This window comes from Chryseobacterium taichungense (assembly GCF_900109935.1).
GTDB classification, from domain to species: Bacteria; Bacteroidota; Bacteroidia; order Flavobacteriales; family Weeksellaceae; genus Chryseobacterium; species Chryseobacterium taichungense.
The window spans coordinates 167,349-185,805 of record NZ_FOBV01000002.1 but is presented as its reverse complement, the minus strand read 5'-3'; the positions used below and the strand labels follow the sequence as shown (position 1 = coordinate 185,805).

Annotated in this window: 16 protein-coding genes; 4 read left to right on the top strand and 12 right to left on the bottom strand. The window is 37.4% G+C overall.

Annotation, left to right across the window (positions count from 1 at the left end; genetic code table 11):
* Positions 1–59 precede the first annotated feature (59 nt).
* The 4 genes from BMW64_RS04580 to BMW64_RS04565 form a co-directional block, all read right to left on the bottom strand.
* Complete coding sequence (locus tag BMW64_RS04580) at positions 60–1,358, bottom strand: restriction endonuclease subunit S (protein ID WP_089998761.1); 1,299 nt, start codon at positions 1,356–1,358, stop codon at positions 60–62.
* Between the two features lie 59 nt (positions 1,359–1,417).
* On the bottom strand, positions 1,418–2,986 hold the full coding sequence (locus BMW64_RS04575) for a type I restriction-modification system subunit M (protein ID WP_089998759.1): 1,569 nt from the start codon (positions 2,984–2,986) through the stop codon (positions 1,418–1,420).
* A 105-nt stretch (positions 2,987–3,091) separates the two neighbouring features.
* Complete coding sequence (locus tag BMW64_RS04570; RefSeq protein WP_228400834.1) at positions 3,092–3,418, bottom strand: hypothetical protein; 327 nt, start codon at positions 3,416–3,418, stop codon at positions 3,092–3,094.
* Between the two features lie 27 nt (positions 3,419–3,445).
* Positions 3,446–3,703 carry a helix-turn-helix domain-containing protein gene (locus BMW64_RS04565; RefSeq protein WP_089998758.1) on the bottom strand — a complete coding sequence of 86 codons (258 nt, stop codon included), beginning with the start codon at positions 3,701–3,703 and terminating at the stop codon, positions 3,446–3,448.
* 1,008 nt (positions 3,704–4,711) lie between these two features.
* On the opposite strand from BMW64_RS04565, the gene BMW64_RS04560 reads away from it, so the two are divergent.
* Together BMW64_RS04560 and BMW64_RS04555 are read left to right on the top strand one after the other, a co-directional pair.
* Positions 4,712–5,527 (top strand): helix-turn-helix domain-containing protein, encoded by an 816-nt coding sequence (locus BMW64_RS04560; protein ID WP_089998757.1) that lies wholly within the window; start codon positions 4,712–4,714, stop codon positions 5,525–5,527.
* A gap of 98 nt (positions 5,528–5,625) precedes the next feature.
* Positions 5,626–6,135 carry a DUF6265 family protein gene (locus BMW64_RS04555; RefSeq protein WP_228400833.1) on the top strand — a complete coding sequence of 170 codons (510 nt, stop codon included), beginning with the start codon at positions 5,626–5,628 and terminating at the stop codon, positions 6,133–6,135.
* Between the two features lie 56 nt (positions 6,136–6,191).
* Here BMW64_RS04555 and BMW64_RS04550 read toward each other — a convergent pair whose 3' ends face one another.
* The 5 genes from BMW64_RS04550 to BMW64_RS04530 form a co-directional block, all read right to left on the bottom strand.
* Complete coding sequence (locus tag BMW64_RS04550) at positions 6,192–6,734, bottom strand: DUF421 domain-containing protein (protein WP_089998755.1); 543 nt, start codon at positions 6,732–6,734, stop codon at positions 6,192–6,194.
* Positions 6,735–7,132: 398 nt separating this feature from the next.
* Complete coding sequence (locus BMW64_RS04545; RefSeq protein ID WP_089998754.1) at positions 7,133–9,433, bottom strand: amylo-alpha-1,6-glucosidase; 2,301 nt, start codon at positions 9,431–9,433, stop codon at positions 7,133–7,135.
* Positions 9,434–9,759: 326 nt separating this feature from the next.
* Positions 9,760–10,113: a bleomycin resistance protein gene (locus BMW64_RS04540; protein WP_089998752.1), complete on the bottom strand. Its 354-nt coding sequence runs from the start codon at positions 10,111–10,113 to the stop codon at positions 9,760–9,762.
* Positions 10,114–10,165: 52 nt separating this feature from the next.
* Complete coding sequence (locus BMW64_RS04535) at positions 10,166–10,705, bottom strand: Crp/Fnr family transcriptional regulator (RefSeq protein ID WP_089998751.1); 540 nt, start codon at positions 10,703–10,705, stop codon at positions 10,166–10,168.
* A 41-nt stretch (positions 10,706–10,746) separates the two neighbouring features.
* The gene (locus tag BMW64_RS04530) at positions 10,747–12,453 is read right to left on the bottom strand and encodes a helix-turn-helix domain-containing protein (protein ID WP_089998750.1); all 1,707 of its coding nucleotides are present in this window, start codon (positions 12,451–12,453) and stop codon (positions 10,747–10,749) included.
* A gap of 268 nt (positions 12,454–12,721) precedes the next feature.
* Between BMW64_RS04530 and BMW64_RS04525 the strand changes: the two genes are divergently transcribed.
* Together BMW64_RS04525 and BMW64_RS04520 are read left to right on the top strand one after the other, a co-directional pair.
* The gene (locus BMW64_RS04525) at positions 12,722–13,150 is read left to right on the top strand and encodes a MauE/DoxX family redox-associated membrane protein (protein WP_089998748.1); all 429 of its coding nucleotides are present in this window, start codon (positions 12,722–12,724) and stop codon (positions 13,148–13,150) included.
* Positions 13,151–13,426: 276 nt separating this feature from the next.
* Positions 13,427–13,741 (top strand): hypothetical protein, encoded by a 315-nt coding sequence (locus BMW64_RS04520; protein ID WP_143052641.1) that lies wholly within the window; start codon positions 13,427–13,429, stop codon positions 13,739–13,741.
* Positions 13,742–13,791: 50 nt separating this feature from the next.
* On the opposite strand, the gene BMW64_RS04515 is transcribed toward BMW64_RS04520, so the two are convergent.
* From BMW64_RS04515 to BMW64_RS04505, 3 genes are all read right to left on the bottom strand, one after another.
* Positions 13,792–14,136, bottom strand: a complete 345-nt coding sequence (locus tag BMW64_RS04515) for a RagB/SusD family nutrient uptake outer membrane protein (RefSeq protein ID WP_143052640.1) — start codon at positions 14,134–14,136, stop codon at positions 13,792–13,794.
* Positions 14,137–14,162: 26 nt separating this feature from the next.
* Positions 14,163–15,089, bottom strand: coding sequence for a RagB/SusD family nutrient uptake outer membrane protein (locus tag BMW64_RS04510; RefSeq protein WP_177175235.1), 927 nt, complete (start codon positions 15,087–15,089; stop codon positions 14,163–14,165).
* 101 nt (positions 15,090–15,190) lie between these two features.
* Complete coding sequence (locus BMW64_RS04505; protein WP_089998743.1) at positions 15,191–18,370, bottom strand: SusC/RagA family TonB-linked outer membrane protein; 3,180 nt, start codon at positions 18,368–18,370, stop codon at positions 15,191–15,193.
* Positions 18,371–18,457: the final 87 nt, after the last annotated feature.

Genomic DNA, 18,457 nt, shown 5'->3' with positions numbered 1-18,457 from the left:
GGAAAAAAAGTCTTTTCAAGTTTTAAAACTTGAAAAAGACTTCTCTAATTCCCAATCTCTTAAACAAAAAGATTTTGTAATAAATATTTTTTCTGATTTTCGTATTGAGTTAGTAACTCGTTCTCTAAATTTATTTTTTCATCAAACTTTGATAAAAACTCAGCTATTTTAATTTGTTCCTCAATAACAGGAACTAATACAGATTCATTATTTACAATTTCCGAGTTAAGGTTTATTTGAATTCCTGGCTGTCCATACTTATACCAATTCAATTGAATAAAATCTAAATAATAATATAGAAACTCTTTATCGAGCGTTAGGTTTTCAAAAACAACAAAACCATCGTGTATACAAACATCAAAATTTGTGTAAATAGGCTTTCCTATAGTAGCACAAATGCTCATTATCATGTTTCCTTTTTTCACCAATCTGCTTTTCGAAATACCTGCATTAGATAAATATTGTTCTGTCTTTTCTAAATACTTATTAGATTTTGTAACGTCAGAAATTCTTACCCATCCAATTTTGGAATCTTCATCAAACCATTTACTCTCTGAAATAGGGCGTGGGGAAGCGCCTCTTTTTATTTCGCAAACATCTCCTAGCTTTTTAATATCCCACTTAGGAAAATCATTATCTTCAGAATCTTTAAATCTAAAAACTTGATTAAATATATTTTGAGCAGTACTAGATTTTAAAATAATTAAATCCTCAATTATTTTCATTGAATATAATATCCTCTTATCCAAAAGAGATAAAAATTCAGAAATCTTTTGTTGCTCTGGAATTGAAGGATATACTAAATGAATATTAGAAATCCTACCCACATTAATGCTTAATACCTTAGACCCTTGTGATTCTCTTTTTATTTGATTTCTTACATAATCAGATTTTAATAAATATCCAAGAAATCCTTTAGAGAAATTATTTTTTTGCGGTCTTGCTAAAAGAGTATGCAAACCGGAAAGTAATTTTTCTCCATTAACATTTATAATTTCAATACTTTTCCCAACATCGTTTAAATCTTCAGAAGCATCTGCAAAAATTACATCTCCTTCTTGGCAATAAAAATCTTCTGAAATCCTATTCAGAGAAATATCTTCATTTATATATGGAACATTTTCTTTTTCTAAATCAAAAAGAGTTTGAAATTTGGTATGGATATCTCCATAGTGAATATTTTTTACGGTTCCTGATTCATAATTGAGATTATCTCTTGAATAAGAATTAGTTACTTTGAAATTCATTAAGTCTCCAAGTTTCTTATCTTCCCATCCATCATTGAATTTTAAAAACCTCAATTTGGGTATGTTTCTCGAATTAGGAAAATTCTTTACACTTTTATTTTCTTCTGTCATCTTTATAATTTATTTGTTAAAATTCTAAACCTTGAGGATTTTACTAAGCCAAAAAAAATTTAGCTGACTAATCCCAATTCTTTCAAATAAACTTCAATTTCAGAATCCAATTGAGAACGCTTTGCTTCAAGCTCCTTAATTTCTGCCATTACCGCCTGAATATCAATTTCCTCTTCTTCCTCAAAAGCATCCACATAGCGAGGAATATTTAGATTGTAATCATTATCTGCAACCTCCTGCAATGTCGCTTTATGACTGAACTTTTCAGTTACTGTACGATTTTGATAAGTGTCAACAATTTTATTGATATGAGCATTGAGCAATACATTTTGATTTTTTTGCTTCTCAAACTCTTTGCTTGCATCTACAAATAGGATATCTTCATCGGCTTCACGACATTTCTTAAAGACTAATATACAGGTAGGAATACTGGTTCCAAAGAAAATATTGGAAGGCAAACCAATCACAGCATCTAAATAATTTTTCTCTTTAATCAGATATTTTCGGATAACCAATTCGGCTGCACCACGAAACAGAACTCCGTGTGGCATTACGACAGCCATAATTCCGTTTTCATCCAAGTGATGAATCATATGCTGGATAAAAGCAAAGTCTGCTTTTGAAGACGGCGCTAATTTTCCGTATTGTGAAAATCTTTCATCTAATAAAAGAAGTTCATTAGAGCTCCACTTCGCAGAAAAGGGAGGATTGGCTACAATAGCATCAAAGGTTTTATCTAAATGTTGAGGTTTTTCCAGAGTATCTTCCTGACGGATATCAAAGTTGCTGTAATTGACACCGTGCAGAATCATATTCATCCTTGCTAAGTTGTAAGTCGTACGGTTCATTTCCTGACCATAGAAATCGCTTACTTTTGCTTCACGGGCAACTCTTAAAAGCAATGAACCACTTCCGCAAGTCGGGTCATATACAGATTTTAATTGTGATTTTCGACTCGTAACAATTCTTGCTAAAATAGTAGAAACCTGTTGCGGAGTATAAAATTCTCCTGCTTTTTTACCAGCCCCACTTGCAAACTGTGCAATCAGATATTCATAAGCATCGCCTAAAACATCAGCATTGGTATCTGATAAATTGAAATCAATATCATCTAAATGATACAGAACTTTGGAGATTAATGTATTTTTTTCGTCTTCAGTTCGTCCAAGTTTTGCCGAAGTAAGATCCAAATCATCAAACAATCCTTCAAAATCATCTTCACTATTTGTTCCTAATGTGGATTGCTCAATATTATTGAGGATTTTAGAAAGTTCAGCTAAGATAAAATTAGATTTCCCTTCCTGTTTCTGATGTCCTTTTTTGGCAATATTACTGAAAAGTTCCGAAGGTTTCAGGAAATATCCCAAATCTTCAACGACTTCTTCATAAATGGCTTCTACAATTCCTTTCCCTTCTTCAGTATTTTCATCAACATCATTGTAATCAACATCTTCTCCTGAATCTAATAAAATTTTGTTAGCCGTAAAATGTATTTTCTCTGAAAGATATTTATAGAAAATAAATCCTAAAATATAATCACGGAATTCATCCGCATCCATTTTACCTCTTAAAGTATTCGCTATATTCCAAAGTTGCTGCTGCAACTGACGTTTCTGTTCTTCTGACATTTAATGATAATCCTTAAGGTTAATTCCCAAAGATAAAAAATGTTAAATGTATAAACCCTAAAAATAGCTATAAATATTAAATCAGTATTGGAAAAGTAATAAAGATTATTTATTTCTTTGCTGCTGACCAACCTTCAACTCCCCACCAAAATCCACCATCACCACCTGGCTTCCCTGAAACGGATTATACGACGGCTGATAATCAATATAGCCCGAAGAGTGAAGATTCTTCAGGCATTTATGATAGGTGGCCTTTGAGCGGATTTTACTGATACGCATCACTTCATCGCGGGAAATACTGACCGGATTTCGGAAACGGCTGAAATTCCAGAACTGGAATAAGGCTAAATAGAGGCTGATGTGTGATGGGTTGAGCGTATTATCCTGAGCCACCTTTTCATAGAAAGCTGTGAGGTGTTTGATATAATTCATAATTTGGTTCGCTGTTGTTAAATATCATTACTTCTTTTTCAGCATTTCTTCAATGTCTTTGTAATTGTAATATAATGTCCCGCCGACACGGGTGTACGATAAGCTTCCATTGGTACGGAGGTTTTGCAGTGTTCCGGAGGAGATTTTTAGAAGTGCTTTGACCTCTGAGGAGCGGAGCCATAATTTCTGCTGGGAAATCTTGATCTGAAATAGGTTTTGTAGGTCTTCCAGCAATTCGGTTCTAAATTCCTGAAGGTCTTCTTTGGTGATTAGGTTTACGATCATAACTACTTCATTTTTGTTTTTGACTTGGTTTTCTTCTACAAAGTTGTAGCATTAAAACATTCAAAACAATAGTGTTAGAGGGGCGTGGGCTAAATAAGAACAATCTGGATGATGCAGGAATCTTTTAGAGATTAAAAAAGAATAAATTGGAATCAACTAGATGGTTTACAAAGAAAAAAGACGAGTTTCGAAGTCTTTTCCCCTTTTTGCAAAAAAGGCAAGAGAGTCTTGGATATAAAACTTGAAAAGTTTGTATATACAAAGACACATCTTGCTTAATTGTATCGCTGATTTTTCAGAGCTCTGAAATGTGACTGCATTTTATTGATTATTAATCAGTTGTATTAATTGCTTTTGAAAAGAAAAAAAGCAGAAAAGACAATGACATCAGGGTTGTTCAATTTTTGAGCCGCATTGACAGTACACGGCTCAAATTCTGCACCGGGTTAGGATTGGCCGGCTCACTTTTTGAGCCAGGTCAGCGTGTTGTGGTTATAATTTTGAGCCGGTTTTGCAAAAAGTGGTTCAGTTTTTAAGCAGAGTTATGAGCTGCTTTACTTTCTTGGATACAATTTAGAGATATGGAGGTTTAATTTTTAAGCCGCATCGACAGTATTTGGCTCAAATTCTGCGCCGGGTTAGGGATCACCGGCTTATTTTTTGAGCCAGGTAAGTGTGTTGTGCTAATATTTTTGAGCCGGTTTTCATAAAAGTGGCGCAATTTGTAAGCAGAGGTATGAGCTGCTTTATTTTATTGAGATACACTTCAGAAATATGGTTGCTCAAATTTTGAGCACGCATTTAAATATCCGGCTCAATTTTTACGCAGGATTAGTGTTGAGTTGCTTAATTTTTTGAGCCGGTTTTACGCTGACCTGTGCACATTTTGCGCAGACTTCCAGCTAACCTGTATTTCAATTACGCAGGTTTATAATAGGTTATCCATCAATCTTTCCATACGATTGATTATATTTGAATTGCTTAAAATAACTCTTATCAAAAAAGCCAATGAATTACCAGACATTTGAACCGGATCAGGACTTAGCAGCATTTATCAAATGTTATTGGACAATGGAAAGCCCGAAAGAAGAAACTCCGGAAAAACAAACCATCGTTCCTGACGGATGTATGGAGATGATCTTTCATTATGGCGATCTATACAAACAATTATTGGATAATAGGAACAGCATTATCCAGCCCAGATGTTTTGTCATCGGACAACTGACTGGACCACTTGAGATCGAACCGACCGGCGAGACCGGAATTTTCTCCATCCGTTTTCATCCCGAAGGGTTTTTGCCTTTTACCACATTTTCTATAAAAGAGATGGAAAATACCGCTGTTTCATTGGAAATGATGTTTGGAAAGGACGGACAGGAAATTGGACAACAGATCTTAAATGCCAATTCCACTTCAGAGAGAATAAAGCTTATTGAAATATTTTTACTTAATCGGCTGACTAACATCGAAACCATTGACCGCATTGTAAAATCAACGGTTGAAACCATTATAACAGCCAACGGACAACTCCCGGTTGACGAACTGTCTAAACTTAACAAAGTCAACCGAAGACAATTGTTACGCAAATTCTCTTCAGCCATTGGTCTAAGTCCTAAACAACTATCGAGGACGATTCGACTGCAGACTGCGCTCAAAATGTTGCTCAACGATCAGTTTACAAACCTCGCACAATTGGCTTACGAAAACGAGTATTACGACCAAGCACATTTTATCAAAGAGTTTAAAGAATTTACCGGATCTACGCCCAAAGAATTTTATGGCCCTCATCTTAAAATGTCTTCACTTTTTTACGGAACGGATTAGACTTGTCCCATTTTTACAATTTTAGTTTTCAAAAACATTGCAACTTTGCCATCTCAACTTTCACAAATAAGTCATCCGGTGTTTGGAAATTAAATAAAATGACAATTATTCAATCAGCTAAAGTTATGAAAACAGGAGCAAAATTTTTTATTACGGTTGTGAGTTTGGCTATTCTTTATGCCTGGACAATAAATCAGGCCAACGACATTCAAAAAGCGGAATGGCTGATCGGTACTTGGGAAAACAAAACCCAGAAAGGCAGCATCTATGAAACCTGGACCAAGACTGGCAATACTGAATTTTCGGGGAAAAGTTATAGTGTCAAAGACAAGGACACGATCGTTTTTGAAAGCGTTCGGCTCGTGAAGGAAAATAAAAAGTTGTTTTACATTCCAACTGTTAAAAATCAAAATGATGGTCTGCCTGTTCGTTTTGCCGCTAAAACTATTTCTGAAAATCAGTTGGTCTTTGAAAATCCTGAGCACGACTTTCCGCAGATCATCACTTACACAAAAATCACTTCCGATTCATTGATCGCCGAAATTTCAGGAATAAAAAACGGACAGAAACGCAAACAGGCCTTTCCAATGAAACGAGTGAAAAGGTAGTAATGTCAACAAGCTTAGGTTAATTTGTTAAATTCAATTATATAACTGAAAAAATTCTACAGATTGTCCCTTCCTTCACTGTCAGGGATATCAAGATCTTCCAAAGAACTTTTACCACCCAGAGTATCCGATTTTTTGATGACACTGATCTCTCCATTGAGCTCGATGACAACCGCCAAGACATCATCTAACTTTTCAAGTCCTGCCTGACGTACTACAGCGTAGATCTCATCAACCGTTATGGCCTCGGTGTTCATATTGTCTTTAAGATATTTGCCTTTATAGAACAGTAAGCGTGGAGAGGAATTGATCAGGTGTTCCATCTTATCGGATGTACTGGCCAATTTTGCAAACAGGTATTGTAAGGCAATTATCAGAAATAAGACCATTACACCTTCTGCCAATGGAACCATCGCAAGCATCATATAGGCCAATGTGGAACCCAGAGCGACCGTGACCACAAAATCAAAAGCGTTGAACTTGGCCAGTGTCCTTTTTCCTGAGATCCTGATGAAAAGGAATAGAATGACAAAAGAGGCAATGGTCATCAGTGCGACCTGTCCAAGTTTTTCCCAATTTTCAAGTAGCAAATCTTCCATTTATTATCTTTATCATTAGTGTTGATAAAATAATGCCAGAAATGATCTTGAATGGGAACGATTTTCACATAAATGTCTACGGTGCAATCTCTTCGTCAAAGTTGTTTATACATTACTCTTAAAATAAGCCCGATGTCCGGTCGAAACACTTAAATCATTTGATTACTAACAACGTTCAACCACATATAAAAAGAAACCGTAGCAGAACAAAAAACTGCATCAGTACTAAAAAGAATAGTGATAGTCCACATAAAAGCTACCATCTTGGCAAGCCTAATAATATCTTCTGCTTTTCTGTATTATTAATTTTTAATGTTCGGGCTTGAAGTTAAAGTTTCTGAGAAGGGTTCAAGAATGTGGCAGCTTGTGACGTTCTGTGGTAATGTCTGACTAAAATATTATTGTGATACATCTTTTATTGTTTTATGGTTCTCTAGCTCGTCCGGCGATGCGAAAGGGACATTTGTCAATTCCCCAAAATATTGATTAATATAGTCAGTACGTTGCTTAGACTTTTCAGCAGTAATGTGTTTTAAGGATTTTCCTCTCGTATCAGTTAGAGTTATTTGTAAATTTTCTCCATTATCTGTCATTGTTAAAATTCCATTTGGTACGGATACTATCTCTTTTTTCTCATAAGGGAAAATGTCGATTGTAATATTCAATGGTTTATCTCCCAAATTGTATGAGTATATTTTGGTCTTCCCGTCCTCTGAATAGTTGGCACGATATAAATAATTACCTATAATAAAACTGTATGTTAAGCCTTTTATCTCGTTTGGTAATCTTGGTGACAAATGTAATCTGCCACTGATCATATCAGGTCTGATACCCAAAAAATACTGATACCAGATACGAAGCTGTTCTGCATTCGACCAAGCCTGAAGATAGGTTCCGGTAAGTACCGGGAAATTTTGTCCCTTGTGCGGAAAAGCATCCAGATTTTCGCTTAAACCTCCTACTACCCCTTTGGTAAGTGCCATTTGATTTACATTTTTAAAAAGCTGGTAAGCTACTTCCGGTTTTTCAGCCTCTAACATTCTTTGCATTGCCATTCCGTTTAGCCAAGTCCAAATAGTACCATTATGATATGCTGCATCTTTATGATAATCTTTTGTTCTATGGAAAGGATGAAATAATATGTCTTGCTTGTTTAAAGTTGCTACACCCCAAGGATAGACAAGTTCTCGCCAAACCTTGTCAAGACTTTTGCTTCTTGTTTCAGCGTTTTCTATCATATCCAAGGCAAAGAGTTGGTTGGGTCTCAGAGAAAAATCCTGTTTTCCGTCTTTTGTAAGGCGATCTGCAATAAATGGGTACGCTGGGCTAGTAAAATCTTTCTCAAAATTATTTCTTACTTTCAAAGCAATAGCTTTCCATTTTTGACTACTTGATTCATCTCTCATATAATCTGCAAAGTAAACTCCTGCCAAAAGCTGCTTATACCAAAGTGCCTGTATATCATTCGCCCGGCTTCCTCTTGGAGAATAGGATACTAGATTCTGGTCACGGGCATCCATCCAGGTTTCATTGTCTTCGTGGAGGAGATAACCACGTTCATCCATCCAATATTTCATCGGACCCTCAATACTGTTCTTGATATTTGAATATAGCTCCTTAATGATGGAAGTATCTCCCGAATATTTTACGTAGTCCTGAAGTTCTATGATAAAGCGAGGCGTTCCGTCAGTGGTATGATAATCTATATTTTGAGGATTGACAATATTAGGTACTCTTCCAAAAAATTTTGAGCTTGGATTGATGTCCTGATATTTTGCAAACGAGAGAAGGATTTTTTTTGCAATATCAAATTGTCCAGTAACCAATACAGCTCCAGGAAATGAAATAAACTCATCCCGTCCCCAATATTCGTTAAACCATGGAAGCCCTGCATAAATACCGTAACCCTGCTGTTTGGTAACCAACTGGTCCATAGTGATTTCCAGCCAGTTCAAAGCCAAGGACAATTCAGGGTCAACGGATGAAATAAACACATTCTTCGTCAGAAGATTTTCCATTCGTGTGATCCGTTCTTCTTTAAGTCTAAGATTATTTTTTCTTGTTTCCTGAATTAATGAAGAAACTTCCTCGATATTTTTTCCAACGGCAATAAAGAACCCCTGGGACTTACTGTCAGAAACTATAAAATTCCCTTTTACATCAATGTTTACCGGCATTTTGGCACTCACGCCAATAATATAGTCTTTTGCCATTGATTTGAAATAAGAGATTGATGGAGTTTTGTTTATAATAGAAATATCATTTCCTTTCAACTCTATGCCAATTGATTTTGCTTCTCCTGATAAAGAGACTTCAATAATATTTTTATTATCAAACATCCATAGTTCTTCTTTCAAGCCAACTTGATACTGACGAAACATTTTATAGGGATAAACTTCAACCTTAGAGCCACTGTTATTTAATTTTTCCCCGTCTGAATAAAGGTCGTATCCCTGAAAAATTCTGTTTTTGGAAACATTCATTCCTTCAAACCAAGCATATTCAGGATGATTTGTAACGTGGGATTGCATATAATAATATGCTGCCTCTTTATTGGTAAATGATATGCTACGGTTTTCAGATTCCAAAGCATCAATTCTCATTTTATCCAAAACTTTTGAGGATTGTGCAACCATTTGCGAAGGTGCTGATAACACGGTTAGAATAAATCCATACGTTACGTTTTTAAAAATTTTCATACTAATAAATTACCTTATTATTTTTTTTGAAGAATATTTATAAATAGAATCCTATCATTTTTTAAGTGAAGAAATGCTGTTTAATCTGCTAAATTTACACATTTTTATTAAAGATACTTCAAAAAGACACCATCCTACGAAGTTTGTAAGCTAAAGTAAGGGCATTGAATTTATAATCTGAAACTTTTCTATCAGTAGGATAGAGATTTATTTTTGGCGTATTTTCTGATTCCCTCGTTTAGAATTTCAATAGAATTTTTGAAGTCCAATTTGAAAGTATCAGGTACCTCTAAAAGCTATTCGCATAATGAATGTTGTAAAACTTTTTAATTCAATGTTTCTCCAAAAGTTATCAAATTATTATCAGGGTCAAGAATAGAAAATTCTTTTTGTGCCCAAGGTTTTTCCGCTAAATGTCCATTGGGATGTATTGGAACTTTATTTTCGATGAAACTATTGTACAGGTTTTCGATGGATGTTGTACGGATATAGATCTGTCCATAATTTTCGCCCGGAACAAGATCCTTAAATTCAAAAAAATGCAATTGCAGATTATCTTTCTGTAGCATTAAGTAATGATCAAATTCATTTCCGAAAACGGTGAAGCCTAATTTTTTATAAAAATCTGAAGTCAATTCTTTTTGCCTCATCGGCAATTTTGCAATAATATCAGTGATCATTTTTTTTCTTTCAAATTTCTATAATTAATCTCGAAGCAACACTTGACTGAAATCAAAAAATCACATTGGCTCTTACCCGGCTCAGAGTTTCCTGGCGCATTTTCAGATAAGAAGCAATCATATTCAAAGGGAAAATTTTTATGATCTGAGGTTTATTGCTAAGAAGGTAATTATACTTTTCAGTCGGATTCAGATTGCTGTCATAAATATGGATTTTAGCAGACAAAGAATTGAAGATCTTGTTGAGTTGCAAAAAGTTTTGAGAAATTGAAATCAACTTATGTAAGTTTTCCAACTTTAGCTCTACAACTTCAGATCTAGTAAATGCCTTTATGATTGTATTAGAAGGAATTTGATTTGTCAAACTATCAAAATTAAAAACCCAATCATTCTGAATATTCAGATCAATAATTTTTTCTCCATCATCAATCTTTTGGACTTGAAAAAGAGCTCCGGTTTTAATAAAGAAAATAGATTTTGAAATTTCACCTTCAGAAAGTAAAACTTCATTCTTTTCAACGATTTTAGTCTCAATATTTTGATTAAATAATTGAACTTCAAAATCCGAAAAAACTCCCAGGCTTCTTAACATATTCTAATAATTAGCGATCAGCTATCAAATTTAAACAATAATCAAATCTCTTCAATCTCCTTCAATCTCTTCTTTATAAATTCGGTCGGTCTCATCCCGTTGATTTCGAGAAAGTGTGCGGAGAAGGACTGTCTGTTAGACATTCCACATTGATCAGCTAAAACGTGAATATTGTATTTGAGATAGTTCTTGTCTTCTAGCAGAATATTAGTTATATACTTGATTCTTAATATTTTTAGATACTGTGTGAAAGACATTTTCAGATGCTCGTTAAGTACGTAAGACAATTGGGAATGGTTTCTGCCAAACATTTTGGCAACCTTTGGTAAAGTGAGATTTTTGGTAAGAAACTGTTTCTGCTCTTCAAAATTTTTAAGTTTAACTTTGATATCTTCTATAACTTCCGGACTGAAATGCTCTTTTTTACTGGAAGGAATGGGAACTGCCCCAACAAAACCATCTTGATTTCTCATTCTCTCCAGCAATTCATAATACTTAATATCAATCCTTTTCTTTTTCATCCGCCGCCGGTAAGCCAGTAGAATAAAGAACATAATAGTGATCGTTACAGCCGCAGCAATATTCAATAGGTTAATATTATGATTTTTCTTTTTCAACAATTGTTTGTCCTGTAATAATGGAATCCTGTCATATTCGTGATAGATTTTTGATGCCATCATTGGAAAATCAGCAATGAGAATTGAATCCATTTTCAACAGCTGGTCAATATAATATAATTGCCCGTCAACATTACCATTCTGTTTTGCATCATCAAGAAGATACTGATAATTCGAGCGGATCTCCGGACTTATGAAATGGAATTTATGAATCATAGAATCTACTTTATTCAGGTAACACAAAGATTCCGTCCTGTTTTCTTGGAGCCAATATGCTTTTCCTAGATAATAGTAAACCATTGTCAACGAACCGTAATCCTGATTATTAAGCAAAATATCACGGGATAGTTTTAAATGTTTTAAGGCTTCATTTTTATCTCCTTTTCTCAAAAGCTGTAGGCCTTTTCCTGTTTGCAAATAGCCGTATTCCAATAGATGGTTATTGATATTTTCCAGTTTTTGCAAACCCATATCAACCAACGAATCTTCCTGACCGTACAACCCTAAATTTCTATAACAGGTGCTAAGCCGATAAATGCTGTTAAAATATCCCGCTTCATTATTCAGCCTGGTGTTTGGACTAAGATTTTCTTTCAGACGTTCCTCAAAATATCTCGTTGTATTTCTAAAATGTCTGGACGCTTCCTCGTAGTCACCCAGATAACTTTTTACCATTCCGAGGTGATAGACAACCTTATTTTTCTGATAACCGTTGTCTGAATTTTGAGACCATTGATAAGCTTTAAGGTATTGTTCCAAAGCTTTCTTATACTGTCTTTTGTTGTAATAGTAAATAATTCCTTTTCCGAGGTAAGACCTTGAGATGACATCAGGGACTTTTGCTTGTAATGCCACAGAAATGGCACTGTCAGCGTAAGATAATTTGCGGTTTACATTTTTAGTATAAAAGATGGCTTCTTCATAACCGATGATTTGCTTATTAAGGCAACGCTCTCTTTTGGCTTTTTCGATATAGCGGTTTACAAAGACCATTGCTCTTTCATCATTTTCAGGATAACCCTCATACAAGTCTGAAATCGTCTTGTATGTCAGTTTTTCTAAATCCTGCGCCATCATAAAGAAGGACAATAGATTGAAAATCAGCAGTAAAATCTTATGATGATAATTCATAGCGATAAGATATACTCAAATTTACCGGAAAAATCTTTTTAAAATCACTTGTATGAGCCAATGCCTTGATAGAAATCACGAAAACGACACAAATATTTTATTTTCAGTTATTTAAAAATAAAAACAGTGGTAAAAATGTATCATTTGTTCCTTCTAAAATATAAATCGTTCCCACGATTTCTTTTAGTAACGTTGCATTCACTGTAATTTAGTCTTCAGAATTCAAGGCAAATAAACTGGAAGAAAAATTTAAAAACTAATAATGATTATGAAAAAGTCGAACACAAGAATCGTAGAATTCATCAGCTACTTTTTTATCCTGCTATTTTGTTACGCTGGTATCAGTAAGTTAACGGATTTTGAAAAGTTCCGGGAGCAGATTTCAGCATCACCATTGTTGAATGGATCATCGCAATTCCTGCCTTATATTTTGATTATTGTTGAGTTTCTGATTGCAGGATTGTTATGCTACCGGAAAACCAGAACAATTGGACTGATAGGAAGCCTTTTTTTGATGCTCATCTTTACTGGATATATTGCTAAACTATTAAGTACAAGTAAAAATCTCCCTTGCTCCTGCGGCGGAATTTTGGAGAAAATGAGTTGGAACCAGCATCTGTATTTCAATGTTGGCTGTGTCATTCTTTCTATCATCGCTTTAAGTTTAAATCTAAAATACAGCAGGCCTGCTGAATAATTATGTTACCGTATTTACGGACAATTATGACTGAATTTGTAATTAATGTTCAACCTTAAAATTAGACAGCCGAAAGCTGTTTAACAACCCGAAATTCTAAAATGATTTTATTAACAACAATTTGTTTGAGAATATGTAGAATAGGATATTTTGGTGCGATAAGATTTGTAAATCTATCGATTTAATTAAATGACTTAACCTACTCAGTCTTACTTCTCACGCAGGTTTCTAAAGTTTTTATGGTAATCTTTTTTGATGTATAAAAAGACCGGAATTATGAAACTTAATCAAATTTTGAAAGCCAATGCGGTAGCCATTGCTGCCGTGATATTCTCTGGGGCTGTAATGTCCTTTAAAGTGATGGAGAAAAAGTCTGCTGACAAACAGTACTTTTACAACAGCAGTGATGTGTCAGAAGGTGCATTCGCTGAAGTCGCCAACTGGCAGGAAGGAACAAGCCCATCTTGTATTACTTCAGGAAACAGACCTTGTTCGATGACCGTTCCGGAAGGAAGCAGCCTGAGTGATGTGATCGATGGGCTGACCAATGCCCAGGTTCTTGCGATTAACCCAAGTGAAAGAAGACCGTAACTGATCATTTTTTAACAATGCAGGGCTGGAAAATTCCAGCCCTGTTTTGTTTATCTTGGATTCTGTGGCATTCCGCTCAGAGTTATAATATCTTCCGGAATAGCGATCGCATAGCGAGGGTCGTTCGGTGGTAAAGTATAAGTTTGCCCTTTCACTGTTCTTGTCAACGTAATATTAGCTCCGTCCCGATTATACCGTTTGAGGTCTGGCCACCGGAGTCCACGGATCAAAAGCTCTTTCCGCCGTTCTTTCAGAACAATATCCAAAGCCTGTGCCTGTGAATTGGCTGTTATCGGAACAAAGGCTCCTGTTTTCCACCTCTTGACAAGCAAGGCATTAAGATAACCGATACCTTCCTGAATTTTATTCATTCTTACCTTACATTCAGCTGCCATCAAATACAACTCATCAGTGGCCACACTTACGAGCGGACCATTGGCATTATTGTAATACGCTTTAAATAGCACCTCGTTCGCTGCATTCTTCCTGAAAATACGGTTTTCCGTAGATCATTATTATCGTACATCTGATAAATGTGGTCAGGAATTTTGGCCGGAATCAGATGATATTCGTATTTCATCGCTGCCCAGAGCAGGACCTCTTTGTTCATTTCAGCAACAGGATAATCTAAATTAGGATTCAGGGAATTAAAATCCATCAGCTCGCTGTTGATGTTTAGTGCCGCTTCCGTATTGCTGAGCGCTTTCTCATAATCTCCCATAAAAAGATAGGTACGGGCCAATAGACCATAAGCCGCTGCTTTTGAAATCCGCATTCCGGAAATCTGCTTTGGCAATAGTAATGGAATGGCCGTCTGAAGGTCACTGATGATCTGCTCGTAGGTCTGCTTAACCGTTGACCGGACTGACGGAATATTCATATCCGGATCTAATCTGAGCGGAAGTCCCAAGTCTGTTCCTGCGGTTTGAGGATTATAAGCCTTACACCAGATCTGCGCAGCATCCAGGTAGCGGAATGCACGCAATGCCAACGCCTGTCCTCTGATGTTATCAGCCTGTTCACCGGTGTAGTTTTTATCCTTCATATTGAAAAGTACGGCATTACATACATAGATGCTTCGGTAACAGGCTGACCAGTCATTTCCGGAGGAAACCGGAGTGGCCACATAATCCGGCATCCAGGTATAAAGCCGTTTGGAGGCCTCAAAGCTTAATGCGTTATAATCAGCATCCGTCAGGTAATAGTCATCCGAACTCGTTTCACCACTGGATGCAAAATCCACATTCAGAAAACCATAATTGTTGAGCAGCATCTGGTTGTCTTCCAGCTTATCAGGCGTAGCCAGCTTAAGGTCTGATTTTTCATCTAAAAAATCACTACAACTCAAAACGGATAGTATTAACGGTATTAGTAGTGATGATTTAAAGAGTGTTTTTATTATTTTAATTGTGTTAATCGTTTTCATATCTAACTTTTTTCATTCCATATTTAAAATTTAGCTTTTAGTCCTAAAGTGTACATCACAGGAGGCTTTACCACGTAGCTGCCCAGATTAAAATCCGGATCGATCCCGCTTTTGCTTTCCTGCCATAGGATTCCCAGGTTGCTGATATTGGCATAAAGCTGTAAGGCTTTAAGCGGCATCTGCTGCCACTGCTTTTTGCTGATCTCATACCCCAGATTGATGTACTGCAGACGGATGTGGTCACCCTTTTCGATAAGAGCCGCCGAACCTGCATAAAAGGCATCACGGTTGGAGTTGGTCTGGTACTGGTTGGAAGGGACATCGGTAAACGCTTCATCCCCGGGTTTCTGCCACCGTAAAGCATAATCGCTGTGTCCAACCCAATCCTTAAAAAGACTGGTGTAATTGATCGAAGGCCTTCTGAAATAATATCCCAGTTTGTAAGTAACTCCTACATCCAGCGTAAATTGTTTATAAGAAAAAGTATTGGTAAACGAACCATACACCGTAGGAATCGCAGAACCGAAATATTGCAGATCTTTCACATCAGCGCCCATCATCTTGGCGTAATCCTTACTGACCTCACCATTCAGATAACCTCTGGGGTCACCATTCTGAGGATCAAGCCCTGCCCAGCGATAAGCGAATATGGAATAGACCGGCAATCCTTCAATCCCCGAAATAGGAACGCTGGAAAGCACAAAGTTCCTTGCAATGGTGCTGCTCGGATAGTATTTCGTCACCTTGTCCTTGTAAGTGCTGAAATTAGCCGTGGTTTGCCAACGGAATGCTTTATTGATGTTGATGGTCCTTAATTCCACATCAACACCGTTCCCTTCAATACCTGCCACATTCCATATCAGGCTGGTTAAGCCTATCGTATAATCCAGCGGAACCTGTCCGAAGAGGTTTTCTCCTTTTTTACGGAAATATTCTACAGAGCCGGAGATCCTATTGTTGCGGGTCGCAAAATCCAGTCCTGCATTGATCATCCTTACCGTTTCCCATCGAAGCTGTGGATTGTAATAGTTGTCAAACCTGGCCATCTGCTCTTGGGTGTAGGTGGAAACGCCGAGTAGGGCCATTGTGGTTACAGCAACCATTGCAGGGTTAATATTACCATTATAGCCATAAGAACCCCTTAATTTTAGTTCAGGGAGCCAGCTGAAAGGATAGAACTTTTCGTTAGAGACATTCCAGGACAGTCCTGCCGACCAGAACGGATTCCACTGGTCATTGGTCTTCAGCCCGAACAGGTTGCTGGCATCTCTTCTGGCACTTCCTGAAATGGTATAGCGGTTATCGAAGGTGTAGGCCGCATTGGCATATACGGAGACGAATCGGTTATTGGTCTCCCGCAAGGCATTAAGGTTATCAATGAAAGAAGTACCGCCTGTGATCAGCGGGTATTTATTTTTAAAGTCGACGGTGCCGAATGAAAGATTATTCGGATCATAGCCATAATATCTGGTATTGGCAGACTGGGAATTGGCGTCCCGGACCTCTCCGCCGGCAATGGCTGAGACCTGATGTTTTCCAAACCCTCTGTTGAAATTCAGCTGGCCACGGAAATTGTTGATGAGCAGTTGTGAGGTCGTTTTATCCAGTATGCTGCCTTTCGGAACGTTATAGGTAAGGCTGCCGTTGGAATTGATGACTGTGAAGCGATTGACATAATCCCTGACATAGTAGCTTTCTTCATCATAAAGACTGTTGGATATACCGGTAGTTCTCTGGTACTGGTATTTCAGATCAGCATCCAGTCCCTTCAGGATCTTGTAGTTCAGTCCCGCATTGAGGATGACCTCCGAGCTTCTGCCTGTTCCTGAGAAATGCTGCCAGTCGGTCAGCGGATAGTAGTTCCAGTCCAGTAATTTCCCATTGCCCAATCCCGATTTGTAGCTCTGTTCAAAAGATTTTGAGACAATAAGCGCATTACCGTTGGCATCCGCCATTTCCATATAGGGAACCGCATTGGTCTTCATAATGATGCTTCCGTAGGCACTTCTGCCGTTTTTGGTAGCTGAATGGGTAAAGAAGATTCCGGTGTTCAGGGTCAGATTCTTCAGAGGTTGCCAGTTGTTCTGGAAACGCAGGTTCATCCGCTGGTAGTTCTCACCGAGGTTTCCGGTATTGTCATCGTAGCCCAATGAGGATGTCCACGAAAACTGGGGTGCACCTCCCGACATACTCAGTGAATACTGCCTGTTCTCCAATGGCTGATACATATACTTTTTGAACTGGTTACGGGAATCGATGCCTTTGAGCCGTTCGATCTCCCGCTGGACTGCTTCGTGAGAAAGGAGGCCTTTCTTTTCCTTGTTGAGAAGATCTACAACCGGAGAAAGGACCGGATGGCTTGATGAATTGATGTCCGTATTATAAAAGTTCTTTTTAAAAAGTTCCTGTTCGACATCGATAAAATCTGCGCTGGAGATCGCTTTGAGGTAATTCAGATCCGGTTTGGGGCTTGTTGTGAGAAAGGTATTGAAGTCCACTGTTATCGGCTGATTGTATTTTGATGTTTTAGTAGTAATGACGATGACCCCGTTGGCTGCCCGGGCTCCCCAGATGCTCGCAGCTGCCGCATCTTTAAGGATGGTGATGTTCTCAACAATATTGGGGTTGATATTGCTGATGTCGCCTTCGTATGGAAAATTGTCCACAACGATCAGGGGAGCTTTAGGTCCCTGAATCGTACTGAGTCCTCTGACCATAATCTGCGGCGTTCCCTGTGAAGTCCCACGGCTGATAACAATGCCGTTGGCGGTGGCAGCCAAACGGTCAAGAATATTGGTGGAAACCTGTGTGTTCAGGGCGGTCTTACCCACGGAGGAGAACGAACCTGTGGAACGTTCTTTTGGTATTTTCTGGTACCCGGTAGTTAGCACCACCTCATCAATCTGTGCCACTTTTTCCGATAAGTAAATCCTCAAAGGTTCTGAAAGTGGGAGTTCCAAAGAAAACACCTTTTCCTCATAGCCTTTTCCAAGAATAACAAGGCTGATTCTTTTTTCTTCTGTACTGAGGCTGAATTTCCCGTTTTGGTCTGTTGTGGTAGCAGTTTTTGTATTTTGTATGGCTACCGTCACGCCTTTCACCGGCAATCGGGTTGTTTCATCAATTACGCTTCCCGTAATTATCTGCTGCGCCATTATGGGCAAGGCAAAGCAGATGGCGGGAAGCATTAATAATTTCTTCATAGTTGGATATAGTTTTGAGTTGTTGATAATTCAATGAAATATTTAAATGTTAACCTTAGAATCAAGTAGATCAATGATCCAATTTGT

What these genes read in the sequence shown, in the direction of transcription:
- BMW64_RS04555 (WP_228400833.1), top strand. Translation starts at nt 5,626, where the DNA reads ATGACAATTATTCAATCAGCTAAAGTTATGAAAACAGGAGCAAAATTT.
- BMW64_RS04515 (WP_143052640.1), bottom strand. Translation starts at nt 14,136, where the DNA reads ATGGCAGCTGAATGTAAGGTAAGAATGAATAAAATTCAGGAAGGTATC.
- BMW64_RS04505 (WP_089998743.1), bottom strand. Translation starts at nt 18,370, where the DNA reads ATGAAGAAATTATTAATGCTTCCCGCCATCTGCTTTGCCTTGCCCATA.
- BMW64_RS04575 (WP_089998759.1), bottom strand. Translation starts at nt 2,986, where the DNA reads ATGTCAGAAGAACAGAAACGTCAGTTGCAGCAGCAACTTTGGAATATA.
- BMW64_RS04540 (WP_089998752.1), bottom strand. Translation starts at nt 10,113, where the DNA reads ATGATCACTGATATTATTGCAAAATTGCCGATGAGGCAAAAAGAATTG.
- BMW64_RS04525 (WP_089998748.1), top strand. Translation starts at nt 12,722, where the DNA reads ATGAAAAAGTCGAACACAAGAATCGTAGAATTCATCAGCTACTTTTTT.
- BMW64_RS04545 (WP_089998754.1), bottom strand. Translation starts at nt 9,433, where the DNA reads ATGAAAATTTTTAAAAACGTAACGTATGGATTTATTCTAACCGTGTTA.
- BMW64_RS04550 (WP_089998755.1), bottom strand. Translation starts at nt 6,734, where the DNA reads ATGGAAGATTTGCTACTTGAAAATTGGGAAAAACTTGGACAGGTCGCA.
- BMW64_RS04565 (WP_089998758.1), bottom strand. Translation starts at nt 3,703, where the DNA reads ATGATCGTAAACCTAATCACCAAAGAAGACCTTCAGGAATTTAGAACC.
- BMW64_RS04580 (WP_089998761.1), bottom strand. Translation starts at nt 1,358, where the DNA reads ATGACAGAAGAAAATAAAAGTGTAAAGAATTTTCCTAATTCGAGAAAC.
- BMW64_RS04570 (WP_228400834.1), bottom strand. Translation starts at nt 3,418, where the DNA reads ATGAATTATATCAAACACCTCACAGCTTTCTATGAAAAGGTGGCTCAG.
- BMW64_RS04560 (WP_089998757.1), top strand. Translation starts at nt 4,712, where the DNA reads ATGAATTACCAGACATTTGAACCGGATCAGGACTTAGCAGCATTTATC.
- BMW64_RS04530 (WP_089998750.1), bottom strand. Translation starts at nt 12,453, where the DNA reads ATGAATTATCATCATAAGATTTTACTGCTGATTTTCAATCTATTGTCC.
- BMW64_RS04535 (WP_089998751.1), bottom strand. Translation starts at nt 10,705, where the DNA reads ATGTTAAGAAGCCTGGGAGTTTTTTCGGATTTTGAAGTTCAATTATTT.
- BMW64_RS04520 (WP_143052641.1), top strand. Translation starts at nt 13,427, where the DNA reads ATGAAACTTAATCAAATTTTGAAAGCCAATGCGGTAGCCATTGCTGCC.